Annotated in this window: 18 protein-coding genes and 1 riboswitch; of the genes, 7 read left to right on the forward strand and 11 right to left on the reverse strand. The window is 29.0% G+C overall.

Translation table 11 applies throughout. From position 1 onward, the window contains the following. Positions 1 to 80 precede the first annotated feature (80 nt). The gene (locus Q0984_RS00205; RefSeq protein WP_299521800.1) at positions 81 to 5,198 is read left to right on the forward strand and encodes an Ig-like domain repeat protein; all 5,118 of its coding nucleotides are present in this window, start codon (positions 81 to 83) and stop codon (positions 5,196 to 5,198) included. Positions 5,199 to 5,306: 108 nt separating this feature from the next. Continuing rightward, on the forward strand, positions 5,307 to 7,625 hold the full coding sequence (locus Q0984_RS00210) for a DEAD/DEAH box helicase (RefSeq protein ID WP_299521803.1): 2,319 nt from the start codon (positions 5,307 to 5,309) through the stop codon (positions 7,623 to 7,625). A gap of 23 nt (positions 7,626 to 7,648) precedes the next feature. Here the strand turns inward: Q0984_RS00210 and Q0984_RS00215 are convergent, their stop codons facing one another. Beyond that, positions 7,649 to 8,785: a cation:proton antiporter gene (locus tag Q0984_RS00215; RefSeq protein WP_299521806.1), complete on the reverse strand. Its 1,137-nt coding sequence runs from the start codon at positions 8,783 to 8,785 to the stop codon at positions 7,649 to 7,651. A 23-nt stretch (positions 8,786 to 8,808) separates the two neighbouring features. After that, positions 8,809 to 8,890, reverse strand: a riboswitch (Fluoride riboswitch). A gap of 32 nt (positions 8,891 to 8,922) precedes the next feature. Here Q0984_RS00215 and Q0984_RS00220 point away from each other — a divergent pair. Then, positions 8,923 to 9,432, forward strand: coding sequence for a methylated-DNA--[protein]-cysteine S-methyltransferase (locus tag Q0984_RS00220; protein ID WP_299521809.1), 510 nt, complete (start codon positions 8,923 to 8,925; stop codon positions 9,430 to 9,432). On the opposite strand, the gene Q0984_RS00225 is transcribed toward Q0984_RS00220, so the two are convergent. The 5 genes from Q0984_RS00225 to Q0984_RS00245 all read right to left on the reverse strand — a co-directional run bounded on the left by Q0984_RS00225 (position 9,415) and on the right by Q0984_RS00245 (position 14,684). Then, a complete protein-coding gene (locus Q0984_RS00225) occupies positions 9,415 to 10,161 on the reverse strand; it encodes a sugar phosphate isomerase/epimerase (protein ID WP_299521812.1) in 747 nt (248 codons plus the stop codon). The genes Q0984_RS00220 and Q0984_RS00225 overlap by 18 nt on opposite strands. A 12-nt stretch (positions 10,162 to 10,173) precedes the next feature. Next, the gene (locus Q0984_RS00230; RefSeq protein ID WP_299521815.1) at positions 10,174 to 12,024 is read right to left on the reverse strand and encodes a PINc/VapC family ATPase; all 1,851 of its coding nucleotides are present in this window, start codon (positions 12,022 to 12,024) and stop codon (positions 10,174 to 10,176) included. 1 nt (position 12,025) lies between these two features. After that, complete coding sequence (gene hisI, locus Q0984_RS00235; RefSeq protein ID WP_299521818.1) at positions 12,026 to 12,433, reverse strand: phosphoribosyl-AMP cyclohydrolase; 408 nt, start codon at positions 12,431 to 12,433, stop codon at positions 12,026 to 12,028. Between the two features lie 3 nt (positions 12,434 to 12,436). Further along, a complete protein-coding gene (hisS, locus tag Q0984_RS00240) occupies positions 12,437 to 13,732 on the reverse strand; it encodes a histidine--tRNA ligase (RefSeq protein WP_299521821.1) in 1,296 nt (431 codons plus the stop codon). Between the two features lie 145 nt (positions 13,733 to 13,877). Further along, the gene (locus Q0984_RS00245; RefSeq protein WP_299521824.1) at positions 13,878 to 14,684 is read right to left on the reverse strand and encodes a CPBP family intramembrane glutamic endopeptidase; all 807 of its coding nucleotides are present in this window, start codon (positions 14,682 to 14,684) and stop codon (positions 13,878 to 13,880) included. A gap of 55 nt (positions 14,685 to 14,739) precedes the next feature. Between Q0984_RS00245 and aroE the strand changes: the two genes are divergently transcribed. Next, on the forward strand, positions 14,740 to 15,585 hold the full coding sequence (aroE, locus tag Q0984_RS00250; protein WP_299521828.1) for a shikimate dehydrogenase: 846 nt from the start codon (positions 14,740 to 14,742) through the stop codon (positions 15,583 to 15,585). 9 nt (positions 15,586 to 15,594) lie between these two features. Continuing rightward, positions 15,595 to 16,278, forward strand: coding sequence for an ATPase (locus tag Q0984_RS00255; protein ID WP_299521831.1), 684 nt, complete (start codon positions 15,595 to 15,597; stop codon positions 16,276 to 16,278). Here Q0984_RS00255 and Q0984_RS00260 read toward each other — a convergent pair. After that, positions 16,264 to 17,760, reverse strand: coding sequence for a replication factor C large subunit (locus Q0984_RS00260; protein WP_299521834.1), 1,497 nt, complete (start codon positions 17,758 to 17,760; stop codon positions 16,264 to 16,266). The two genes, Q0984_RS00255 and Q0984_RS00260, sit on opposite strands and share 15 nt — an antisense overlap. Positions 17,761 to 17,769: 9 nt before the next feature. Further along, positions 17,770 to 18,717, reverse strand: a complete 948-nt coding sequence (locus tag Q0984_RS00265; protein WP_299521837.1) for a replication factor C small subunit — start codon at positions 18,715 to 18,717, stop codon at positions 17,770 to 17,772. Positions 18,718 to 18,981: 264 nt separating this feature from the next. On the opposite strand from Q0984_RS00265, the gene Q0984_RS00270 reads away from it, so the two are divergent. Further along, positions 18,982 to 19,941, forward strand: a complete 960-nt coding sequence (locus Q0984_RS00270; RefSeq protein WP_299521840.1) for a zinc metalloprotease HtpX — start codon at positions 18,982 to 18,984, stop codon at positions 19,939 to 19,941. Positions 19,942 to 19,956: 15 nt separating this feature from the next. Then, complete coding sequence (locus Q0984_RS00275) at positions 19,957 to 20,682, forward strand: tRNA (adenine-N1)-methyltransferase (RefSeq protein WP_299522336.1); 726 nt, start codon at positions 19,957 to 19,959, stop codon at positions 20,680 to 20,682. 31 nt (positions 20,683 to 20,713) lie between these two features. On the opposite strand, the gene Q0984_RS00280 is transcribed toward Q0984_RS00275, so the two are convergent. The 3 genes from Q0984_RS00280 to Q0984_RS00290 all read right to left on the reverse strand — a co-directional run bounded on the left by Q0984_RS00280 (position 20,714) and on the right by Q0984_RS00290 (position 26,572). Then, positions 20,714 to 22,324, reverse strand: coding sequence for a hypothetical protein (locus tag Q0984_RS00280; protein ID WP_299521843.1), 1,611 nt, complete (start codon positions 22,322 to 22,324; stop codon positions 20,714 to 20,716). A 592-nt stretch (positions 22,325 to 22,916) separates the two neighbouring features. After that, positions 22,917 to 25,772 carry a leucine--tRNA ligase gene (gene leuS / locus Q0984_RS00285; protein WP_299521846.1) on the reverse strand — a complete coding sequence of 952 codons (2,856 nt, stop codon included), beginning with the start codon at positions 25,770 to 25,772 and terminating at the stop codon, positions 22,917 to 22,919. Beyond that, positions 25,772 to 26,572 (reverse strand): NAD+ synthase, encoded by an 801-nt coding sequence (locus Q0984_RS00290; RefSeq protein ID WP_299521849.1) that lies wholly within the window; start codon positions 26,570 to 26,572, stop codon positions 25,772 to 25,774. Before Q0984_RS00290 ends, leuS begins: the two co-directional genes overlap by 1 nt. Positions 26,573 to 26,661: the final 89 nt, after the last annotated feature.

The following is a 26,661-nucleotide window of genomic DNA, read 5'->3' on the forward strand; positions in this document are numbered from 1 at the left end:
TAATATTAATAGGTTATTTTTATATACTATTTTATACTATATTTTTAGAAATTAATGGTATTTGGTGGTGAATAGGTATCATGATATTTAAAAAAATAAATGCTGTTGTTTTTTTATTGTTTGTTAGTTTGATTTGTTTGTCAACGGTTTCAGCAGAAAATGTTGATAATTTTACTAATTTTCAAATGAATGATGAAAATGCAATAGATGAATTATCTAATTCTAATGAAAATAATAATATTAAATCTTTCAATGATTTGACTAAAGAAATTCAAAATACTCAGTCTAATTCTGAATTAAACTTAAACTCTGACTATAAGTTTACAGGAACAGCTGATTTTGAAGGTATAACTGTTAGTGGATCTAATATAGTTATTAACGGGAATAATCATATTATTGATGCTAACTCAAAGTTTAATGTAAAAATATTCAATGTTGTGGGAAATAATATAACAATAAAAAATCTGAATATTGTAAATGCAAATGATGCAATTGTTAATTCTGGTTCTTTAAATGTGATTAATTGTTTTTTTGTGAATAATTCTGCAGTATATGGTGGAGCTATTTATAATAAAGCACAGGGGTCTTTAAATGTATTTGATTGTTCTTTTATGAATAATTCTGCATCTGAGTATGGTGGAGTTATTTATAATGAGTATATTTTAAATGTATACAATTCTTATTTCGATGGTAATCGTGCTCATTATGGTGGAGCTATTGCAAATACAAATGGAAATGTAAGTATAAGTGGATCTTCATTTGTAAACAGTTCTTCAACTGAGTATGGTGGAGCTATCATTAATTTTGGTAATGCTATTATTTTCAACTCTTCATTTATAAGTAATGATGCAGATTCTGATGGGGGAGCAATTGCTAATGGATTTAACTTAGATGTGTCTTCTTGTTCTTTTATAAGTAATTTTGCAACTTCTGATGCTGGAGCAATTTATAATATTGGTACTGCAGTAATAAATAATTCTTTATTTAATAATAATTCTGTATCCGAGTATGGTGGAGCTATTTATTCAAATGGTAATTTTAATGCAGATAATTGTTCTTTTGTGAATAATTCTGCATTGGCTGTAAGTAGTATTTATACTATGAATTTGGCAAAAATAGTTAATTGTTCTTTTATAGGTAATTCAGCTAATTATGTTGGAGTTATTTATAATGACCATATTTTAAATATTCATTCTTCTTATTTTGAAAATAATGAGGTAAGTACTACTGCAGGAGTTATTATGAACAAGGGTAATTTAAGTGCATTTGATTGTCTCTTTGTAAATAATACTGCACATGAATTTGGTGGAGCTATTTATAATGAAAATAATTTAACTTTAAAAAATTCTTCTTTTCTAAATAATAGTGCAGTTAATGGTGGTGCTATTTGTAATAATGGTACTATGGTTATTATTGATTCTTATTTTATGAACAATCAGGGAACACAAGCTGGAGCTATTTATAATTCTATTAAATGTTTTTTAAATATTGCTGATTGTCTAGCTGTGAATAATACTGCTGTATCTGGAGGATTTGTTGATAATGAGGGTATATTGGAAATTATCCATTCTACTTTTATAAATAATTCTGCATCTTTTGGTGGTGTTAGTATTAATATTAATCAGTCAAGCATATCTAATTGTGCTTTTATAAATAATTCTGCATCTAAATCTGGTGAGGTTATTTATAATTCTGCGGGTGTTTCAATAATTGAAAATAATTGGTGGGGTACTAACTCTCCAAATTGGACTATATTAGTAGGGAATATGGATAAACCAGAAAAATATGCTATTCTAAATTTAACAGTTAATAACCGTGATTTTTATTCTTATGATGTATTGGTTAATATGTATTGGAATGGCACTTCTGAAAAAGCAAATATTCCTTTAAGAACTATCATATTAAAATGTGGATCTAATGTTTTTAACGGTGAAATTGTTAATGGTAGTTTTAGTAAAACTTATGATTTTAATTCCTCTGGAAATTATGCAATATCTGCTACAGTAGATAATGAAACTCAAAATGGTACTATAGTTATTCCTAAGATTTATGATTATGATTTAATTTTAAATGTTTCAGATATTCATGTAGGAGATGATGGAATTATTGAAGTTACTTTACCTATTCGTGCTACTGGAAATATAACTATTACTGTCAATAATAAGCAGTATATTGTAAGTATTAAAGAAGGTAAATCTATTGGAAATATATTTGGTCTTAAAGAAGGAAATTACACTGTATTTGCAAAATATGATGGTGATGATAATTATGGTGGATCAAATGCATTTGCTAAATTTAGTGTGTCTAAAGTTGATCCTACTATGGATGTAACTGTTGATGATATTATTTTTGGTGAGGATGCAATTGTCATTGTCACTTTACCTAAAGATGTTTATGGTTCTGTGTATATTTCAGTTGGAAGTATTTATTATGGGGTATTTCCTAATGATGGAAAAGTAATTCAAAATATTGAAGGTTTGGATGCAGGTACTCAGGATATTGTAGTGCATTTCAATGGAGATTCTAAATATAATAAAAAAGACTTTACTAAAACGATAACTGTTTTTAAAGCTAATCCAAATCCTCAGATATTCATTGAAGATGTTAATTATGGTAATATCTTTGTTATCAATGCTGTTTTGACTGGTGTTAATAATACTCCTTTGACTGGTAATGTTGTTATTAATATTGCTGGTAAAAATTACACTGTTAATGTTGTTAATGGTATTGGGACTTTAACAGGAGATAAATTAGCTGCAGGTTCTTATGAATTCACTGCTAGCTGGGTTGGAAATGATAACTATAATTCAGCTAATTGTTCAGGTCGTTTTTTTGTTAATAAAGTAGATTCTTCTATTTCTGTTGATGTTGATGATATTATTGTTGGGGAAGATGCTGTTGTAAATGTAATTTTGCCTACTAATGCTACTGGTTATGTAATTATCACAGTAAATAATGAAAATTACACTGTAGCTATTGTAGATGGAAAAGCCGTTAAAAAAATATCAGGACTTGGAGTAGGTAATTATAATGTAACTGTTAAATATGGTGGAGATAACAATTATAATGGAGTAACTAATATTGTTGGATTTAAAGTATCTAAAATTAACCCTGAAATGAATGTTTCTATTGAAAATATAGTATTTGGTCAGGAATTATCTATTGTAATTAATGTGCCTTCTGATGCTACTGGTAGTGTAGTTGTTACTGTTGATGGTAAAAAATATACTTTGAAAATTGTTAATGGTAAAGCTACTAAGTCTATTCATGGTTTAACTGCTGGTTCACATAGTATTGTTGCTAGATATGCTGGTGATTCTAAATATGATTCTACTGATGTTAATAAGACTGTAAATGTAGCTAAAGCAGATGCTATTCTCGAGGTGTCTATTGGTGATGTTGGTTGTGATGAGGTATTTGTTATTGAATCTAATTTAACTGGGGTTAATGACACTAAATTAAATGGTGATGTTATTATAAATGTTAATGGTAAAAATTATACTGTTAAAGTTACAGGGGGTAGAGGTACTTTTGTTGCTGATAAATTAGCTGCAGGGTCTTATGATTTCACTGCTAGTTGGGCAGGAGATGGTAATTATAATGCTGCAAATTATTCAGGTAGTTTTAAAGTTAATAAATTGAATTCAATTATTAATATTGTAGTTGGAGATATTAAAGTTGGTGAGGAACTAATTGTAACTGTTAATGTGCCTTCTGATGCTACTGGTAGTGTAGTTGTTACTGTTGATGGTAAAGAATATATCTTGAATATTAAAGAAGGAAAAGCTACTCAAAATATTTCTGGTCTTAAAGCAAATAATTATCTTATAATTGCTAAATATGAGGGGAATAATAAGTATAATAGTGTTCAAAACACAACTAATATTTCTGTATCAAAAATAACTGATTATGACATGGATATTAATGTTCCTAAAGAGATTAAATCTGGTGAAAATGTAACTATTAGTATTAGTGTTCCTAAAGATGCAACAGGAAAAGTAAATGTGGAAATAGATAGTATTAATTATACAGCAACTATAAAAAACGGAGTTGCTAGTGTTATTATCATGTCTCTGTCTGTAGGAACTCATAATTTCACTGTAACTTATATTGGGGATGATAAATACGATAGAATTGCTAAAACAGGAACTGTAAATGTGAGTAACAATAATAATGTTAATTTAAATGTTTCTGATATTATCATGTTTTATCATGATGGTACTAAATTAAAGGCTGTTTTAACTGATTATAAAGGAAATCCAGTAGCTAATGCTACTATTTACTTTGTAATTAATGGAGTAACATACACTAGAAGCACTGATAAAAATGGTACTGCTTATATGGCTTTAAATTTAAAATCAGGAACATATGATGCTTCTATTTTATTTAATGGCACTGATAAATATAATAAAGTAGCTAAAAACATTACTGTAACTATTAAATCAACTATTGAATCAGCAGATATTATTAAAATGTATCAGAATGGAACTCAATTCTTTGCTAAATTCTTCGATAAAAATGGAAACTTATTGGCTAACACTAATGTTACATTTAACATAAATGGTGTATTCTATACACATACTACTGATGAAAATGGTACTGCTAAATTAGCAATTAATTTAAGACCTGGAAAATACATTTTAACTGCAATTAACCCAGTTAATGGTGAAGAACAAGGTTTCAATATTACTGTGAAAAGTTTAATTGAAGCTGGTGATTTGACTAAGTATTTCCAGAATGCTTCTAAATTTGAAGCAACCATTTACAACAAAGATGGAAGCCTTGCAGTTAACAAAGAAGTTACATTCAACATCAACGGTGTATTCTACAAACGTACAACCAATGATAAGGGAGTGGTAAGCTTAAATATTAACCTAAGACCTGGAACATACACTATTACCACCATGTATGATGGATTGGAGATGGGTAATAAAGTTAATGTTTTACCAACTCTTGAAACCAAAGATCTTTCCATGAAGTTCCAAGACGGCAGTAAATTCACTGCAAAAACAGTTGATGGTCAAGGTAAACCTTTACCTAATCAAAATGTAACATTCAACGTAAATGGAGTATTTTATAATAGAGTATCTGATGCAAATGGTATTGCAAGTTTAAATATTAATTTAATTGCAGGAAAATATGTTATTACTTCAATCTGGAATGACTTCCAAGTTGGAAACACTATAAAAATTTCTTAAATATAGGGATTTAATATAATCCCTATCTTTTTTTTAAAAAACTAAATCATATTTATTTTCATGTGCTCTTATTAAACATTTATAAATATTTAATTACTATGTTGTATCATGGTACATTATATTGAGCATTCATTGTTAAAACCTAAATCTATTGAAGCTAGATTATATCAACAGGTTCTCGCTGCTGATGTTTTAAAAAAAGGAAATACTATGGTTGTAGCTCCTACAGCGTTAGGAAAAACTATTGTAGCTACCTTAGTTGCATCAGATAGGTTGGAAAAAGTTAAAAATTCTAAAATATTGATAGTAGCTCCAAGTAAACCTTTAGCCATACAACATGAATCTACTTTTAAAGAATTTTTAACAGTTCCATGCTCTTCAATTACTGGTGCTGTTAAAGTTGATGAAAGAGTTAAACGATGGGAAGAGTCTCAAATAATATGTGCAACTCCACAAACTATTGAATCTGATTTATTAAAAGGAAGATATTCTTTAAAAGATGTATCTTTGCTTGTTTTTGATGAATGCCATCATGGTGTGGGATCTTATTCTTATGTATATTTAGCTTCAAGATATGTTAAAGAATCCAAATTTAATTTGATTTTAGGGTTAACTGCATCTCCAGGTTCAGATAAAGAAAAAATAAAAGAAGTTTGTGAAAATTTATATATTCAAAATATTGTTGTTAAAACAGAAGATGATCCTGATGTAAGACCTTATTTTAATCCTGTTGCAATTGACTGGGTTAGAGTTAAGATGAGTAGTGAATTAGAAAAAATTAAGGCTCATGTTGATAAAGCTCTTAAAATTCGTCTTAAAGGTCTTAAAAATATGGGAGTTATTAGAACAGTTTCTGTTAATAAAGCTGATATTCTACGAGCAAGAGGTAGAGTTCAAAGTACAATTGCAAGAACTGTAAATCCTAAAAAAGAATGTTTTCAGGCTATTTCTATTTTAAGTGCTGTTATTAATATACAACATTCTCAAGAACTTATTGAAACACAGGGTGTTGTCACATTTAATAAATATGTTTCTCGTTTACGTAAAAAGAAAACAAAAGCTGCAAGATCTTTAATTCAGGATTCCAATTTTGGTAAAGCAATTTATCTTGCTAGGGAAGCTGAAAAACATGGATTGGAACATCCTAAGCTTAAAAAAGTAACTGATATTATTAAAAAGGAATTGGGTCAAAATGGTCAAACTAAATTGCAATCTGATAGATATGTTAATGATAGTGACCAAAAATCTTCAAAAATAATTGTATTTACTCAGTATAGAGATTCACTTGAAATGATTCACCAAAAACTTGAAAAAGAAGGAATCAAATCTGCTAAATTCTTTGGTCAGGCTTCAAGAGATGGTGAAAAGGGATTAACTCAAAAAGAACAAAAAGAAATTATAAAAGCATTTAAAATAGGGGAATATGATGTATTATTGTCAACAAGTGTAGCTGAGGAAGGTATTGATATTCCTGCAGTTGATTTAGTTATTCTTTATGAACCTGTTCCATCAGAAGTTAGAATGATTCAAAGAAGAGGGAGAACAGGTCGTAAAAGGTCTGGACGTGTAAAGGTTCTCATTGCTAATGGAACCAGGGATGAAGGATATTATTGGGCTTCTATTAATAAAGAACGTAGAATGAAACATCAATTAATAGATCCTAAAGTATTGGAAGAATTAAATGCTTCAGCTATTGAAAGAATGGAAAATGAAAAAAGAGTGAAAGTTTTAGATCCTGTTCCTAAAAAGGAAGATTTTTCAGTAGTTTATGCTGATACTCGTGAAGGAAATTCAAAAGTTATACGACATTTGTCTGAGATGGAAATAGATGTTAAAGTTCAAACAATGGCTGTTGGAGATTATCAGGTAAGTGATGAAGTAGTCATTGAACGTAAAACTGCAAAAGATTTTGTTGGGTCTATTGTTGATAAAAGATTGTTTAAACAAGCTAGATTGTTAATGGAAGAGTTTAAACGTCCATTAATTATTCTGGAAGGTGATGATTTATATAATGGGATGATTAATCCAAATGCAATTAGAGGTTCAATAGCTTCAATCGCCTTGGATTTTGGAATTAGCATAATTCCAACAAGGAATGCTCAAGATACTGCAGCAATGATTAAAAGAATAGCTATTCGTGAACAAAATGGTGAAAAAGTACCTATTCAAATAAGAACTGATAAAAAACCGGTTAATTTGTGGGAGCAACAATTGTTTATAATTGAATCTCTTCCAAATATAGGTCCAGTTAATGCTAAAAACTTATTGGAACATTTTGGAACAGTAGCTAATATTATAAATGCTTCTGAAGATGAACTTCAAGAAGTTGAAGGTATTGGTAAGAAAACAGCTAAAAATATTCGTAAAGTAGTTGACTCCAAGTATTTATATTTTCAAAATGAAATTAAGGAAAAAAAATTATTATGATTTATTAAAGAAATTGAAGAGTTTTATTCTTCAATTCCTAATTCTTTATGTTTTGGAGTATACCATTTTTCAGCTACAAATGTAGGTAAAATAGCACTTAATACAAGTATTCCAGTTATTACACTGTATTCTGTTTGATTAATTATTCCATTATTTAATCCAAATACTGCAGCTACAAGTCCAAATGTTAATCCAGTACTCATCATCATTGTAACATAGGTATGGTTTTGTTTTAAGAATTTTTTACTTGGATAATAAACCCCAATGTATTTACTTATTTGACGTAGGGTAAATAATGTTAAAAAGATTCCAAAACAGCTGTAAATTAAAGGTAGTGAGACTTTCATTCCTCCGATTATGAAAAATATTGGAGTTATGATAGCAAAAGCAACAGTTTTGAATCTAGATTTAACTTCTCCTCTTGATGTGTTTTTAAAGTGATTAGATAAAATCACACCTAATATAAATGCAGGTAGAATAGCTTGCCCTCCTCCAAGACTTCCAAAGAATATAAATGCTAAAAGCAAGACAAAAATGTATTTTATTTCTAATTCACTCATTTTATTTCTAAACATTGAATTTTCAAAGAATAAGTCTGATTTATAATAAGCTATTACAATGATTATTATTGATATTACATAAAATAACACAGTATAAATGTCAAATTTAGTAAATAATACACTTAAAGCTATTGCAGTACATATGTCAGTTATGAATGTTGCAACCATTATTAATTTTCCGATTTTGTATCTAAATAATCCTCTTTGGGTTAAAACTGAATATACTACGGCTATACTTGTTTCAGATAGTGCTGTGCTTGTTAATAATGATGGATTTAAGTCCCAACCTATGATGTAGTATGTAGCTAAAAATACTATTGTAAATGGGATTAAAAATGATAAAAATCCTATTGTAAAGCTTTGTTTAAAATTATCTTTCATTAAGTTAACATCAATTTCTACACCTGCTAGAAATGTCAGTAGTATTCCTCCAAAACTAGCTATGTATATCATCCAAGATTCGCTGTGAAAAAATCCTAGATTTCCTATTATTACTCCTATGGTAATTTCCACTACAGTTACACTAATCCCTGTTTTAATTGAAATTACACTAGCTAGAAGTATGATTATGCATAAAATTAATGGAAATACATCAGCCATTAAATTGTCCTCCTAATTTTTTTATTATCATAGGAGTTATCAGCAAATGTAGTTGCGGTTTGAAAATAAGTTTTTTTTCAGGTGAACCCCATCACCAAGTTATTATTTTAAATATTTTATTATTTATATTTTTCTACATGATTTATAAAACTGAGTATAATTCTCCATTAGGTAAATTAACACTAGCTAGTAAGGATGATAAATTAATTGGTTTATGGATTAATGGTCAAAAACACTTTTTTGGAAATTTTAATGAGGAAACTATTGAAAATGATGATTTGGAAATTTTTGAAAAAACTAAAAGATGGTTAGATAGCTATTTTGATGGAAATAATCCATCATTATCTAGATTAGATTTATATTTTCATGGATCTGACTTTAGGTTGAAAGTTTGGGATTTGCTTAAAGAAATTCCTTATGGTGAAGTGGTTACCTATGGGGATATTGCAAAAAAGATAAGTTCAAACATGTCTTCTCAGGCTGTTGGTGGTGCTGTTGGCCATAATCCTATTTCTATTATTGTTCCTTGTCATAGGGTTGTTGGTTTTAATGGTAAATTAACTGGATATGCTGGTAGTTTGGAGAATAAGGTTAAGTTATTAAAATTGGAAGGTGTAAAAATAAAGGATTTAAAAGTTATTTTTTAAATAATCATAACTTTTTTTAACCCAATCCTTTTCATTCACTTCTATGATGTAGATGCCATCATAATTTTTATCTTCAAAAGTAGAGACTATACGTTTTAAGTCAATAGACCCATCACCTAATGCATAGTGTGAGTCATCATCACCATTATTATCATGGATATGTATGTGTTTAATTGAATCAAAGTACATGTCCTCAGGTCCATATCCCGCATGATTCCCATGACCAATGTCTAAAGTCATACTCATATTTAAATCAGTAAGCAATTCATTTAATTCATAAGGGTTTGTGTACATGTATCCTTCAAATGTAGGCATATTTTCAATAGCTGCAGTTACACCTAAATCTTTTCCATATTCTCCTATTTCCTTAATGGATTGTTTATTTAGTTCATAAATTTTATCTTCAAAATCTCTTCCTAAAAATGGGATTGATCCGGGATGAACAACAACAAGTTCTGCTCCAATTTCATTTGCAAAATCAATAGATTTCTTAATTTCAAAAACTGATGCTTGTCTAATACTTTCAGTTAATGAAGCTATATTTAGGTTAATAATTGGGGAGTGAATTGTATATTTTAAATTATAACTTTCAAAAATATCTGTATCTGGATTATGATTTGGGTATTGGTGGAGTATTTCTGCATAATCAAGACCTAATTTTTCAAAATATTCTAAATTTGTTTGTATATCATCTTTAAATCCAGATAATGTTGATGCACCTATTTTCATTTTATTTCACCTTTATTTTTTAACAGCAGTTATATCAAATCCCATTTCAATAGCATCTAATAGGATATCAGATAGTTCAATACCTCTTTTTATTTTAATTTCTCCTTTTCTACTTGTTGTTGCTGTAAGCAGATATTCTCCTCCAACAAATATATCAAAGTTCTGTGTTCCATTTAATTTTCCTAAATCTAAAATCAACTGTTTTTTAGTGTGAATAATATCTACTTCAAATTTTTCCCCTTTTGATGAATGAGCTGGTGTATTTTCAAATGTTTCAACACCTAAACTGATTCCAATGTCTTTTTCGATTTCAGCTATTCTCTTACCATTTTTACCAATGATTTTTGGAATGTATTTTTCATTTATGTAAATATTTGCTCTTTGAGGAGAAATTATTTCAACACCTATTTTTGATTTTGGAATTAATTTTTTGATTTTTTTAAGTATATGTTGTTCAGCTAATCTGTCTACTGCTGATTTTGTATTTGCTAAATCATCTGAAGAATTATTTATTAAATCCAAGTCCATTACAATAGTCTGCTCACCATAAGTGTATATTTCATTTTTAAGTTCACCAGTTTCAAAATCACGAATTTCAATAACTGGTCTAGCTAAATCAGCTTCTTTCATTCCTGATGGAACTTTGACAGTCATTCTTGTTTCGTAAACTTCTTTGATTTCTCCATCTTCAATGTAAATACTTGTGTCAACTACAGAAGTTATTACTCCAAGTTCTACTCTTGAAGATATTCTTTGTATTGCATCAATTGGTCTTGTTGCATGAACTACACCAATCATTCCAACACCAGCCATTCTCATGTCTGCAAAAATGTTAAAATCGCTGTTTTTTCTAAGTTCATCATAAATAGTATAATCTGGTCTAACAAGTAATAAAACATCTGCAGTATTTTCCATACTTCCTTCTAATGGAGCATATTGTGTGATTTTGGAAGGTAATTGTAAATCTCTTGGAGATTCCATGGTTTTTACAATTTTATTTAAATCTTCAGAATAATATTTAGCTAATGCTTGAACAAATGTACTTTTACCTGCTCCTGGAGAACCTGAGATAAGTATTCCTTCAGCACTTCTACTTATTCTTTCCATTAGTTTTTCAGAAAGATTATACTCATCTAAACTAACATTGGCTACAGGTCTAACTGCAGTTATCTCAAAAGCTTCTGAAAATGGAGGTTGTGCAATGGAAATCCTATATTCTCTAGACTGAATAACTGTGGATCCAAGTTTATTAGATTCTAAATAGCTTTTAGGGTCACGTCTAGTTTTTTCTAAGATTTCATTATATATGTTTGAGATATCTGAGTAAGTATAAGGTTCATCTCCAATTTTTACAAATTCAACATGTCCTGGTTTTCCTTTTTTAGCCATTGGAACAACATTTTCTTTTAAATGAATGGACATGGTGTTGTCATCAAATAAATATTCAATAGACAATTTTTCGTGTTGATATTCCTGTTTAAAATAATAAACAGATATTCCTTGTGCTTTAGCAGTCTCTGCTTGAACTTTATCATTTGTAACTAATGTTCCAAATTCACTTCTAGCTAAGTCTCTAATTAAGCTATCAATTTCTCCACTTTTAGCATATTTTATATCATAGTTAGTTGGACGTCTTCCTTTAAAGGTTATAGCTAATTCATCATTATCTTGAGCTTCCTGCAATCTTTGAAGTTCCTTTAAACCTTTTATTCCTTCATTTCTATTAGCATTTGCTTGGTGTTCAAGTTCACAAACAACTGCTTCAGGAACAATAATTTCAGGATAATCTAAATTTTCTTTAGCTATTATTCTACTTATAGCACCTTCTATTATTGCACTTGTGTCTGGTATTATTGTTTTCATTTTAATACACGTCATCTGGATTGAAAACTCTTTCTAAAATTGTTTCAAGATCTTCCTCATTAAAGTTTTCAATGTTTGGTTTATTTGTGGTTTTTAATTTCCTATAAAAGCATGAAAAATAGCCTTCATGACACGCTGCCCCATTTTGTTTAACTTTTAAAACAATTGCGTCCATATCACAATCAACAAGTATTTCTTTAACTTCTTGTATATGTCCGGAACTTTCACCTTTTAACCATTGTTGGTTACGTGAAGTACTCCAATAATGAGCTTTTCCACTTTCAATTGTCTTTTGTAAAGCTTCTTTATTCATATTAGCTACCATTAATATTTGCCCAGTTTTCCAATCTTGAGCAATGGCAGTAATTACTTTTTGACCATTTATATCATGCCTAAAATTAATTTCCATTGTTTATACACCTTTAATATACTCAACTACATTGTTAAGGTCTACTAACTCCTGGTTTCCACTTTCCATATTTTTAATGGTAATCTGATTGTTTTCTAAATCTTTAGCTCCAATAATTGCTACCTGTTTTACTTTGATTTTATTTGCATGGTTCATTATTTTTTTGAATTTTTTACCATTTAAATCAACATCACAGGCTATTCCATTTGATCTTAATGTTTGAGTTATTTCATATGCTTTTTGTCTTACATCATCAGAAATTGGGGCTATATAAATATCTATTGGACATTTAAGTTCTTCAGGAGTAGTTAATTCTTCAATTGCATTCATTAATCTATCGAAACCTAATGCGAAGCCTGTTGAAACTACTTCTTCACCACCAAAGATTTTAATTAAACTGTATGTTCCTCCACCACAAACTTGTTTTTGAGCTCCGAGAGATGGAATATAAACCTCAAATACGATTCCAGTATAATAGTCAAGTCCTCTAGCAACACCTAAGTTTAAAGTATAATTTTCCATTTTAAAACTAGCTAATGTGTCAACTAATTCTTCTAATTCATTTAAAGCATCATGTGCTTCTGAATAAGGAGCAACTAATTCTTCAATATCTTTAATAATGGATTTATCTCCAACTAAATCAATTAATTTAAATAAAACATTGTTTAATTCTTCATTATTGATTATAGGGTTTTCACCAGTTAATGATTCTTTTAAAAGATCTTTATCTCCTTTATCAATAACCACCATAATTTCTCTTTGAGTTGAAGTATCTATGTTAAAATGTTTAAATAATCCACGAATGATTCCTAAATGATTTATATTAACATCAGCTCCATGAATTCCAAGTTTTTCTATGGATTCTGCACACATTGTGATTACTTCAGCTTCTCCTTGAGGTGATTTAGCTCCAATTAATTCACAACCAAATTGCCAAAATTGTCTAAATCTTCCTTTTTGAGGTCTTTCATATCTAAAACAACTTCCATAATAATAGAGTTTGATAGGTTTTGATGCAGTTTTTTGAAGCTCATTTAAGTATAATCTAGCTACTGGGGCTGTAATTTCTGGTCTTAATGTTAATTCTCTGTCGGATTTATCTTTAAAATTGTATAATTGATCTACAATTTCTTCTCCAGATTTTGTTGTAAATAATTTTAATTCTTCAAATAAAGGGGTTTGAATTTCTTGGTATGCATAATTTTCAAATACTTCCCTTAATATGTTTTCTGCTTTTTTTCTTTGTCTCATTTCATCAAAAAGAAAATCTCTAGTTCCTCTAGGTCTTGTAAACTCCATTGTGGTCCTCCATTAATTTAATAATAATTTCATAATATTATAAATTTTATTATTTGATATATTTATAAGTGTTTGAATGTATTATTTATTTTTTTTAAATAGCATTACAATTAATTTTTAGGTTTAAAATAAGTAAATTAGGAGTTTAAGTAAGATTTTTCACTTCTTTAACTCCTTTGTAAATATAGATTATCAATAAAACAGCTGACAGTAATGAAATAATTAATGTTGGAATAATCCATGGGAATTCTAATAATAGTACATCTATATTACTAGATTCTAAAATAGTTACCACTAAATTATTTAAGAAATGAACACTTATTGGAATTAGAATATTGTCTGTTTTCAAATATAAAATACACATACAAATTCCGAATAAAAATGCACTTATCATTCCTCCAAATTCATGACCCATTCCAAATAAAAAAGATGAAATTAAAATAGCTGGAATAACTCCAATTCTTACTTTTAGTCTGTTAAGTAAAACTCCTCTGAATACTAATTCTTCTACAAGAGGTGCAAGAATAATAGTTCCAATAGCATCAAGAATAAATGCAATTGGAGTAAGTGGTTCGTAAACCCAATCAAATCCAGTTTCCCAACTTGGGTCTAAAAATCCAAGTACAATATCAAAACCTGATAGTAATGCTAAAAAAATCATTGCAAAAAATAGATTTATTAAAAATACATATATGATTTCTTTTTTATTATTTTTTTCAAAAACATTATTAATATTACTTTTTAAGCCATTCGTGTTTTTTAAAGCATAAATAAAAAATATTAATATTAATAATGTTAGTACATCAAACCATAATTCATCAGATTCATAAATAGCTGGAAATATTGCACTTAGAATAGTTATAAGTATTACTGCAACTATACAACCAATTATTAATTCTCTAAGTTTTATAGTTTTTAATCTTTCATTAAAATTGTTGATATTAAAATCCATAATTCAATATATGTAAAAAGAAATATTTATATAATTAAATAAATATGTCTAGTATATGATTAATGGAAGTACAAATGTTGTAGGTTTAATAGGTCATCCTGTAGAACACAGCTTTTCTCCATCTATGCACAATGCTGCTTTTAAAAAATTAGGCTTGGATTATGCTTATGTTCCTTTTAATGTTTTTCCAGACAATTTAAAATCAGCTATTTTAGGGGCAAAAGCTCTTAATATTGTTGGATTTAATGTAACTATTCCTCATAAAATCAATGTTATGAAATATTTGGATAAATTGGATCCAATAGCTAAATTAATTGGTGCAGTTAACACTATTGATTTTAAAGAAATGAAAGGATATAATACTGATGGGATAGGTTGTATTAAAGCTATTGAAGAAGTAACTTCAATTAAAGACAAAAATGTTGTTGTAGCAGGAGCAGGAGGAGCTTCAAGAGCTATTTCATTTTATTTAGCTAAAGAAAATCCTCAATCTATAAATATTCTAAATAGGAATGTTAAAAAAGCAGAATTATTAGTTAGAGATGTTAAAAGTTCTAAACTGACTGATAATATTAATTTTGATTCAATTGATAAAATAGCTAGTTATGTAAATGATGCAGATATTTTGATTGACACAACTCCTGTAGGAATGAGTCCACATATAAATGATGAATCTATTGTCAAGTCAGAGGATATGCATTCTGATTTAGTAGTTAATGACATTGTCTATAATCCTAATGAAACGGTACTTCTTAATGAAGCTATTAAAGCAGGAGCAACTCCAGTTTATGGAATTAAAATGTTGTTATATCAAGGTGCAGAAAGTTTTGAAATTTGGACTGGAAAAGAAGCTCCTGTTGATGTGATGGAAAAAACACTTAGAAAAACACTTAATTTATGAGTAGATAAAATGGATTCTATATTTAATTTTGCTATTGAAAGAGATGAAGATGAATTTACATCATCTAAAAAAGATGTATTGAAGTTTTTGAAAATAATTGGTGTAGATACACGTTTTATTAGTTATACTAAAGATAAAATTTATATTAATAATTTAAGATTTTCTAAATTCTCTAGAAAAAGACAATCTACATTTAATAAGGAATATCCGGATATTAAAGTTGTTAGAAATTCATTATTTCAAAAAATCTGCTCTAAATCTTCTAAAGTTTTGGCTGATGAAATAAAACCTAATAGTGCTATTTTAATTCCTGAAAATAATGAGTTAATAGAAATTATTTTAGAGCCTTATACTCGTAAGTATGGTGTAAAATTAGTTCATAGTGGAAATTCTGATGTAATTGTTAATCCGATTATTTTAGATGATAAAGTAAATAATATATTTTCAGATATTTTTAAAGGAACAGGTTTAACTTTCAATGAAAAGCCTAATGAGATATATCCTTTAATTAATGTTCCTTTGAATTGGATTAATTCATTTTTAGAAATGGATGGTAAAAAAAAGATGGAAACTGAGGATTATGATGAATTATCTACTTCTTTTATGGAATTTTTAGAAGATGTATCTCCTCAATATCGTGAAAATGTTTTAAAAGCTTATAATTATATTGAAAAAGAATTAGAAGTTAAATAAAGAAACTTGTTTATCAGTTTTCTTTTTAGTTTTAACTTCTTTTTTAGGTTTTTCTTCTGGTGTTTTTTTAGTTTTAACTTCTTTTTTAGGTTTTTCTTCTGGTGTTTTTTTAGTTTTAACTTCTTTTTTAGGTTTTTCTTCTTCTTTTGTTTCTTTAGATTTTTGATTTGGAATTGCTGCCATTAATCCGTTTTGAATTTCCTTAGCGCGAGCATCTCTTATTTCAACTCTTTTTTGAGCTTTCTGTTTTTCCATTTTTTCAATAACTTTTTTAGGTATTTTTCTTGATCTAAAACGTTTGATTTCATCGTCTTCAAAGCCTAAAAAGTCGGATATTTCCCATGCAAGTTCATTATTTTCAAACATGATTTCAAGATATGGAAACATTGAAATAGCTACACTATGGGATATATGCATTTTTTGAGACATTTTTTCAGCTATTTTATCTCTAAGGTTTCTTTTTCCTCTGTTACGTCCCATTAATGTAAATGTAGTAGGGGAAGTGATTCTTGTAAACTTTTTATAAGTTTCATCTTTTGCATCACTAACTCCAACTCCCATGAAATCTGTTGCATATTTCCAATATCCGTAGTATCTGCTGCTTCTAGCTCTTCCAAAGTATAAGTCTGCTTTAGCAATATTCTCGTATGCTTTTTTAATTTCTTTTTTCTTTGTGTATTCTCTAGGGATATTTTCAGCAATATATTCCATTACAAGTGTTGGGTCTTCTTCAACCATTAATGCTTTTTTTACATGGTTGGGATTTTTACTTTTTAAAACAGCTGTAACTCCGTTGATTATTGTTGATCTGTCATCTTTTGTAGTTATATTTTCAACATCTTTTAATTCGAGAACCTCATTTTCATCAGCTAATGCTTGGAAAGTGTTTATTGCTGAACGCATATCTCCATTGGATTTTTTAGCTAGTTCTTTAAGTGCAGCGGGATTTGCTTTAACTCCTTCGTTAGCAGCAATCTGTTTAAGTAATTTGTTTATACTTGGGCTTCTAACTTTATTCATTTTTAAAACATCACATTTTGTTTTAAATGATGTAATACGTTTTGAATAAAAGTCATTAGCTATTAATATCATTGGATGTTTTGCTTTTTTGATGATATCTCCAATAGCTCTTACTCCTCCACGATCATTGGTTCCATGAATTCCATCTACTTCATCAAGGATAAGTAACTTATATTCATCTCCAAATAATGATCTGCTAGATGATGATTCTCCAATTGTACGTTTAATAATGTCTTGTGAACGTTTATCACTTGCATTTAGCTCTACATATTCAGAAAATTCTCTAGCTATTGCCTGTGCAAGGGTTGTTTTTCCAATTCCTGGAGGTCCTACTAAAAGCAATGGTTTTTGAGGATTACCTGCCTTCCAGTTTTCAACCCATTTTTGGATTAATGCTTTTTCTTTATTATTACCAACCACTTCATCTAATGTTTTTGGTCGGTATTTGTCTGTCCATAACATTGCTATACCTTATAAGAATTGAGTTAAAAGAGCTTCTAGTTGGATTCTTGGATTTGCTCCTTCCCGTATTCTAAAATCACAATCTGCTATTGCTTCAATTAAATCAATGTAGATGTCAGCTTCCATTTTACCTTCAAATACTCTTTTGGAAACATCTTGGTAGATTTGACTAACCATGTCTTCACCACTAGTTCCTTGTAAAACCATGGTTTCTCTTAGAAGGTTACGTGCACCCATGAAATCTCCAGACAATGCTTGGGTTATGAGGTTGTGGACGTCTTGAGGTTTTGCTTTTGAAACAACTTCATAAACAGAATCTTCATCTACATGTTCTCCTTCAGAAGCAGCTGCTTGAAGTACATTAACTGCTTTACGCATATCTCCTTCTGCAAAGTATTTAATAGCTTCAATTCCTTCATCAGTATAGTCAAATCCTTCAGATGTACAGATATATTTTAGTCTTTCTGATATTTCTTCACCTTTGATTGGTCCAAATCTGAATATTGCACATCTTGATTGGATAGGGTCAATAATTTTAGATGAATAATTACAAGATAAAATAAATGATGCAGTTTTAGTATACATTTCCATTTCACGACGAAGAGCATGTTGAGCATCTTTAGTCATGTTATCTACTTCATCTAAGAATATTATTCTAAATGGAGCACCAACAGGTTTTAATCTGCAGAAATTTTTAATATCATTTCTTACAGTATCAATTCCTCTTGCATCTGATGCATTTAATTCTAAAAAGTTTTGCCTCCAATATTCTCCAAGAATAGATTTTACAAGAGCTATAGCAGTAGTTGTTTTTCCAACACCTGCGGGTCCAGTAAACATTAAATTAGGCATGCTTTCTTCGCCTACATATTTTTTAAGTCTGTTTACAATTTGTTTTTGCCCTATGATATCATCTAAATTTTGTGGTCTATATTTTTCTACCCAAGGTCCGCTCATTAAATCACCGTAATTAATCTGATAAAACTTATGTATTTTTTATTAAATTAAGATTTTGGTACTGTCTAATTTAATACTTATAAAGTTTATATATGTAAAATATAGTAGGGTAATATAGATGTAAATGAGGTTATAATTCTATTTAGACGGTTAATTATTAGTTTAACTGTGTTTTTTAAAGAATAAATTTTTTATTGTAACTGAAAAGAATAGGTTAATAAAGTATAATTATCTAAACTATATTAAAAAATATGAGGTATATTAATGAAAGGTACATGGAAACTTAAATTAAGAATGGTACTTACAATGATTATATTGTTTACTATTGTTTATTTCCTTGTCTTATTAGCTAGTAGCTATTTAGGAATTGGCGGACCATCATTTTACTTAATTTTAAGTATTGGTATTGTGGCTGCACAATATTGGTTTGGTCCAAGTTTAGTTAAACATTCTATGAAAGTAAGACCATTATCTGAAAGTGAAGCACCTAATATTCATCAAATGGTTGAAGAACTTGCACGTGAAGCAGGTGTTCCTAAACCTGAAGTTGGACTTTCTGAAATAAATATTCCAAATGCATTTGCATATGGTAGATCTCAAAGAAGTGGACATATAGCTATTACTCGTCCAATTTTAGGATTACTTGATAGAGATGAATTAAGAGCAGTTTTAGGTCATGAAATGGGTCATATTAAACATAATGATATGATTGTCACAGCTATTGTAAGTTTAGTTCCAATGATATGTTATTATATTGCATTGTCTTTTATGTTTTCACGTAATGATGAAAATAATGCGGGAATTATTATTGGAATAATAGGTTATGTATTCTATCTTCTAGGACAATTACTTGTATTATTTATATCAAGAACAAGAGAATATTATGCAGATGAAGCTAGTGTTGAATATGGAAATCGTCCAGCAGCTTTAGTTTCAGCTCTTTATAAATTATCTTATGGAGCTGCTAGATGTGATAAAGAAACTATTGATGATGTAAACACTGTACGTGCATTTTTTGTAAATGATGTAAATAATGCTAATAGGGATTTAACTGACTTTAGACAAGTAGATTTTGATGGTGATGGATCTATTTCTGATGAAGAATTAAAAAGGCTTAGCCAATCAAATATTAATGTATCTAAATCAAACAAACTTATGGAAATATTCTCAACACATCCAGATACATTAAAAAGAGTAAAAAAACTTTCAGAATTGGAAAATTAGGTGATTAATTTGAAAATGATTTTAGATGAACGTGGTAAAAAGTATCTTCTTAAAAAAGACTGTGAATTTCAAAGTGACTTAGGTATTGTTACTAAAGAACAAATTGCTAATTGTAAAGTAGGTGATGAACTTAAAAGTCACTTGGACCATTCATTTAAAATCGTTAAACCTACTGTTAATGATTTTATAGATTTGATGGACAGGCGTTGTTCAATATTAGTTAAAAAAGATATTGGTACTGTATTGGCATATACTGGATTAGGTTCTGGAGATAGAGTTGTTGATTCTGGAACTGGTGCTGGAGCCATTGCTTTAAATTTTGGTAATGTAGTAGGTGACACAGGTAAAGTTTATACTTATGAAATAAGGGAAGATTTTGCTGAAGTTGCAAAGAAAAATATTGATACTTTTGGAATTACAAATATTGAGGTTAAAAATAAAGATATTAAAGAAGGTATTGATGAAAATGATATTGATTTAATATTTTTAGATTTACCAAAGCCTTTTGAAATCTTTGAAGATGTTTATGATTCTTTAAAAGTAGGTGGTTGGTTAGCAGTTTATGCACCATACATTGATCAAGCAGAAATAGCTTATAGAATAGCTAAAAAACTTAATTTTTTCAATGTTGAAATATTAGAAACATTTGAAAGAGGTTTGGAAGTTAGACCTCAAGGTGTTAGACCAAAAACTCGTATGGTTGGCCATACTGGCTATTTAGTTTTTGCTCGTAAATTATAAAAAAAGTTAAAGAGTTATTTAAACTCTTTAATTAATCTTTTTCTAAAACAGTAACATTGTATCCAATAGCTAAATTGTTAAATGGATCAGTAGCTGTTAAAATATATTTTCCAGGTATTAAATTAATGTTCAATGTTGCAATTCCTGATTCATTTGTTGTTCTATTGTAAAATACTCCATTTATGTTTAATGTTATATTTTTATTGGTTACAGGAATTCCTTTTTCATTTAAAAGGGTTATGTGGAATTGTGTTGCATTTCCATATGTTTTTACAATATTTTCAGCGATTAAAGTTGGTAAAACATTAACACTATAAGCAATATCTAATCCAGTTAATGGATCAATAGCTGTTAAAATATAAGTTCCTGGTCTTAAATTTATATTTAATGTTGCAATTCCATCATTATTAGTTTGTCTGGTGTAGAAAACTCCATTAATATTAAAACTAACATTTGTGTTAGCTAATGGGCTTCCATCTCCTTTTACGAATTTTCCGTAAAACTGAGTTCCATTTTTATACATTTTAACAATATTTTGAGCATTTATTGTTGAAAGTACTGTGATATTATTAGTTAAAATGCTTCCAAGAGTATAAGTTTTTATTGTATAATTTCCAGGTCTGAGATTAATAGCTATTGAAGCTATTCCATTTTCATCACTGGTTCTAGTATAATTTTTTCCGTTTATTTCAAAAATCACACTTGTATTAGCTAATGTTTTCACAACAAATTTACTGTCATTTTTATAGTATTTTACAAGATTTTCACTTGATACTTTAAGTATATTTAATGTAAATTTTTGATTCCCAATAATTGCAGTTATATTGTCCATATTTCCTGTGTTAAAAGTTAGTGTAGCTATTCCATTTTTTAAATTAACACTTTGTGTGTAATTTGAACTTTTAAAAATAACTTCTCCATTTATATTCATAGGTTTGCTGTTAGTTGTTTTTGTGATGTTGTTATAGAAATTATTTAAATTTACAGTTATAGTTCCTTTTGAGTTTTGAATTAAATTATCTGATGTAATTGTAGCTATTACCCAATTATTTACATTTATATTAGTTACATTATTTGTTCCCCACCAATTATATGAATAATCAATATTTTGCCCAATTATTGTTGAGTTTAAAATATTATTGTAGTTTAAAATAACATCTCCTTTTTCATTTTGATTTTCAATTCCATTATTGGTGAATACGCAATATTCTATAATTGCTTTTTCAAAACTTAATGTATTTTGAATATTTTCAATTCCTTTTCCGTGAACTGCATTATTGTTGATAAATCTGCAGTTTTTAACAGTTAATGATGTGTAAAAGTTATAAATAGCTCCTCCTTCCAGAGCACCGTCATTATTTTCAAATAGTGAATTAGTAATAGATGCAGGACCCCAATTTTTAATTGCTCCTCCTAATTCTCCATTTCTACCACAATTGTTTTTTTGGAATTTAGAGTTGTCTACTGTTAGAAATCCATGATGGTTGTAAATAGCTCCGCCACGTGGTGCTTGATTATTAATAAATGTGGAATCTGTAATTTTTACAGTTCCTGCTTCATTATGTAAAAATCCACCTTGTCCATTTGCAGAATTATTTTCAAATATGGAATTTTCCACATTTAAAGTTCCTAAGTTAAACACTACTCCCCCATAACTGTCTACTTTACAATTGGAGAAAGTACAGTTTTTTATATCTGTCTGTCCATTATTGTAGATTATACTTCCATAATCTGATTTTCCATTTATAAAATTTATTCCAATTAATGTTAATTTTGTATTTTTCTCAACAGTGAATACTTTATCATGATTTGCATTAATTGTTACTTGTGCATTATTTTTTGAAGATATGGTTAAATCATGGTTTATTTGGATATTATTTTCATTATAATTTCCAGATTCTATGTAAATTGTATCTCCATTTTGTGAGTTAATTACAGCTTCATTAACTGTTGTATAAGCGCTCCCATTGCCTCCAACATCAATATTACTAGCGCTGGCTGAAGTGATTGTTAGTGCAAATAGAAGAATTAGTAAAACTGATACATACTTTGTAGTTTTTATTCAATTTTTATTTCTCCTATTAAAATTTTTAAAATAATCTTTATTATTTAATAGAAATTATGGTGGTGATTGTATTTTAAACTTACCAAACACTGATTAAATTAGGTGGGAAATGTTGGTAGTATGTTTAATTTGATTTTTAAAAAATAAGTTGTGAAATAAGGGTAAATCCTTATTCCATAAAAATAGCTGGTTTGTAAGGCATTGCATTTTTAGCTTTGTTTTCAGGATCATAACTGTCATCAGTATGTACAATGACTTCATCGCCAGTTTCTTCCATAATATAATCTAATGCATCTGTAATAATTTGATTTTCATCAATTTTACCTACATATTTTGTTTTAGTCATTTCACGACCAATTTTTTTAGCTACAGCAGCTATTTCTTTTTTGTCATCGTAAATATTAGCTCCAATAGCTCTGCCCATAATTTGACCAATATCTGGTTTACCAATTTCTTCAGCTATTTCATATAAGTCCCATTTCCAATCGGAAGCAAGATAAACATGAATTTTTTCCACATCTCCTTTAACCATCTTTTTAATTTGGTTAATATCTTTAATGATATTTTGAACTAATTCTTCGGATTTTTCAATTTCTGGACTTACTAAGCTTTCATCAGCTTCAGGCCAACTAGCTTGACTTACATAACCTTCGCCACCATATTTTGCCCATAATTCTTCACAGGTATGTGGTGTAAATGGTGCAAGTAATCTGATCCATGCTTCAAGAACAGTTGAAAGCACATAGATAATAGCAGGGTCTTGTGAGTCAAGTAAATGTTTCACTCTGTATAAGTAATGGTCAACATCTTTCTTAAGTAAGAATAATGATTCTTGAAGTGCTTTTCTTGTTTGGAATCCTTCTAAAGCTTCAGTTGCTTCCTTAATATGTTGATTTAATTGGCTTAACATCCAGATATCAATTGTACGACTTAATTCAACTTTCTCAATATTGGTTAAATCTAATGGAGAGTTTTTAATTTCTTCTACTTTAGAAGCAAATTCTTTAAACCATTCAAGTCTTCTTTTAGTTCCAAGAACTTCTTTTTCTCTCCAATCAAAGTCTTGCCATGGTTCAGCTGATGCCATTAAAAAGAGTCTTACAACATCTGCACTATATTCATCAATTGCATCTTTTAAGAGAATAACATTTCCTTTTGATGAAGACATTTTGTTTCCTTCTAAAAGACCCATACCAAAGACTACAGTTCCTCTAGGCCATTTGTCTTTAGGATAAATTGCACTGTGGTGGAACATTAAAAAGCTTAAATGATTTCCAACTAAATCTTTTGCAGATAATCTCCAATCAAGAGGATACCAGTAATTAAACTCGTTTTGAATTTCACTTACAGTTTCACTATCTACTTTTACATCATCACTATCAATATCTAAAAGAACTTTATCAAAGAATGCAGTGTTTAAATCATCTGGATTCATGTTTCTTAAGTATTTAGCTATTGTATAATATGACATATAAATAGTTGAGTCTGTAAGAGGTTCAATTAGCCATTGATTGTCCCATGGAAGTCTAGTTCCAAGTCCGACATTTCTGGAACAAGCCCAGTCATCTAACCAGTCAATATAATATTCAAAATTATTTTTAACTTCTTGAGGTATGATTGTTTCACCATTAAGGACTTCATGAGTTTTTTGAGTCCATTCCTCATCAGAATATTTAAGGAACCATTGATTGTCCATTATTTTAACAACACAGTTTTCTCCACATCTACAAATAACAGGTCTTTCAGCAAAGTCATACATTGTGGTAGCCATGTTTTTAGCTATCATATCAGATTTAAACTCTTCCCTAGCTACTGATACTTTTTTACCACCATATTCTGGAATATGTTCACTAATAATACCTTTTCTGTGTTCTATTTTGTATAATTCATTAGTTGCTTCGTGGAGTTTTGGATCATTTTGGTCTTTAATACCTAATTTTTCAATTATTTCTTTGGCAGGGATTTCTCCATATCCTTTTACACTACATACATTAATAGGATTAACATCATCAATAATGTCTTCTAAATGATATTTGGATATTAATTCTTTGTTGTTTTTTAAGTCTTGAAGAGCAATGTAATCTGCTGGTGCATCTGCAGGTTCTGAAAATACTACTCCACTACCATATGAACCACTTACAAAACTAGCTGGGAATACTGGTAATTTATCTCCTGTAAATGGATTTTCAACAAATTTTCCAATTAAATCATTTGGATTTACTTCTTGAATAATATCCAAATCTTTAATTTGGTGTTTTAAGTTGTGATGAGCTTCTTTTGTAATAATCCAGTGTTCACCTTCAGCATTTACCTCAATATATTCGATGTCTGGATTTAACCATATGTTGGTAGCTCCCATAATTGTTTCAGGTCTTAAAGTAGCTGTAACAAGGAGTTTATCATCCATTTTGAATTTAAGTAAAGTTAATTCATTAACTCCTACACCTTCACCTTCGAGTAAATCATGGTCTCCGACTGGATTTTTGTCTCTTGGACAGTATTTTACTGGGTGTTCACCTTTTATAATTAATCCTTTATCTTTTAATTTTCCAATTTGCCATTCTACAAATTTTTTATAAGTTGGATCAATTGTTCTAAATTCTCTTCTCCAATCAATTGAATAACCCATATCATGCATTACTTCATGATATTCATTACTAAAGTATTTTACAATGTATTCTGGGTCTGCTAAATTAGGAAGTTCTTCTTTAGGAACTTTATGAACATTTTCATATAAATCTAATGTCCATGGGTCTTTTCTTCTAACTCTTTCAGCTATTCCAATAACTGGAGCTCCAGTTACATGCCATGCCATTGGGAATAATACATTATATCCTTCCATTCTTTTAAATCTTGCATAAACATCAGGCACTGTATATGTACGGCCATGTCCAATATGCATAGCTCCACTAGGGTAAGGAAATGCTACTGTAAGGAATAATTTTTCTTTGTCATTAGGGTCAGATTCAAAAAGTTTGTCTTCTTCCCATTTTTTCTGCCATTTTTTTTCTATATTTTCTGTCACTAAATCACCATTATACTCTTTTTAGGGCTTTCAGGAACTTTACTTTTATGCGCATTCCTTTTTACTTTATTTATAATCATATCAATGTCATTGTCTGAAATGTCTAAGTTTTCAGATATTTCTTCTTTTGAATTTTCTTTATCATTATACTGGTAAAGAATTTTATCTAAGTTTTCATAGGTCATTCCTATTTCGTCTTCATCAGTTTGATTATTCCATAAACCTGCACGTGGAGGTTTATTAATTATTTCATCAGGAACTCCAATGTATTTAGCTATTTCAAACACATCAGTTTTGTATAAATCTCCAATTGGTTCAATATCACAGGCTCCGTCTCCATGTTTTGTAAAGTATCCAATTAGTATTTCACTTTTATTACCAGTTCCACTTACAAGGTAATTTTTTGAATTTGCATAATAATAAATTATGGACATTCTAATTCTTGCTTTAAGATTTCCAATAGCTAATTGTTCATTTTCTGTTTTATATTGGGTTACAGATAAAAATTCATTTAAAATGCTGTCAATAGCAATTTCTTTATAATCAATACCTAAAATTTTAGCAATGTCTGTTCCATGGATTTTATCTTCTGTTGGTGTGGTTGTAGATGGCATTACAATTCCAAACACATTTTCTTTACCAACAGCTTCTGTAGCTAAGTATGCAGTTAATGTTGAATCGATTCCTCCACTTAATCCAACAACAAGTCCTTTTGCATTAGCTTCAGATACTTTATCTTGAATAAATTTAATTATATTTTCTTTTGTTTTTTTAGTATCTAATTTTGGAAGCTCGCTCATGCTAGTACGCTCCTTTGGTAATTTTTTAATGATAATTATTATGATTTTTTTAACTTATATATTAGATAGTAAATCTTTATATATTAAAA

This window comes from uncultured Methanobrevibacter sp. (genome assembly GCF_934746965.1).
Lineage (GTDB): Archaea > Methanobacteriota > Methanobacteria > Methanobacteriales > Methanobacteriaceae > Methanocatella.

Excerpts from the sequence above, each read along its gene's own strand:
- Q0984_RS00205 (WP_299521800.1), top strand. The coding sequence starts at position 81 with ATGATATTTAAAAAAATAAATGCTGTTGTTTTTTTATTGTTTGTTAGT.
- Q0984_RS00210 (WP_299521803.1), top strand. The coding sequence starts at position 5,307 with ATGGTACATTATATTGAGCATTCATTGTTAAAACCTAAATCTATTGAA.
- Q0984_RS00215 (WP_299521806.1), bottom strand. The coding sequence starts at position 8,785 with ATGGCTGATGTATTTCCATTAATTTTATGCATAATCATACTTCTAGCT.
- Q0984_RS00220 (WP_299521809.1), top strand. The coding sequence starts at position 8,923 with ATGATTTATAAAACTGAGTATAATTCTCCATTAGGTAAATTAACACTA.
- Q0984_RS00225 (WP_299521812.1), bottom strand. The coding sequence starts at position 10,161 with ATGAAAATAGGTGCATCAACATTATCTGGATTTAAAGATGATATACAA.
- Q0984_RS00230 (WP_299521815.1), bottom strand. The coding sequence starts at position 12,024 with ATGAAAACAATAATACCAGACACAAGTGCAATAATAGAAGGTGCTATA.
- hisI (WP_299521818.1), bottom strand. The coding sequence starts at position 12,433 with ATGGAAATTAATTTTAGGCATGATATAAATGGTCAAAAAGTAATTACT.
- hisS (WP_299521821.1), bottom strand. The coding sequence starts at position 13,732 with ATGGAGTTTACAAGACCTAGAGGAACTAGAGATTTTCTTTTTGATGAA.
- Q0984_RS00245 (WP_299521824.1), bottom strand. The coding sequence starts at position 14,684 with ATGGATTTTAATATCAACAATTTTAATGAAAGATTAAAAACTATAAAA.
- aroE (WP_299521828.1), top strand. The coding sequence starts at position 14,740 with ATGATTAATGGAAGTACAAATGTTGTAGGTTTAATAGGTCATCCTGTA.
- Q0984_RS00255 (WP_299521831.1), top strand. The coding sequence starts at position 15,595 with ATGGATTCTATATTTAATTTTGCTATTGAAAGAGATGAAGATGAATTT.
- Q0984_RS00260 (WP_299521834.1), bottom strand. The coding sequence starts at position 17,760 with ATGTTATGGACAGACAAATACCGACCAAAAACATTAGATGAAGTGGTT.
- Q0984_RS00265 (WP_299521837.1), bottom strand. The coding sequence starts at position 18,717 with ATGAGCGGACCTTGGGTAGAAAAATATAGACCACAAAATTTAGATGAT.
- Q0984_RS00270 (WP_299521840.1), top strand. The coding sequence starts at position 18,982 with ATGAAAGGTACATGGAAACTTAAATTAAGAATGGTACTTACAATGATT.
- Q0984_RS00275 (WP_299522336.1), top strand. The coding sequence starts at position 19,957 with ATGATTTTAGATGAACGTGGTAAAAAGTATCTTCTTAAAAAAGACTGT.
- Q0984_RS00290 (WP_299521849.1), bottom strand. The coding sequence starts at position 26,572 with ATGAGCGAGCTTCCAAAATTAGATACTAAAAAAACAAAAGAAAATATA.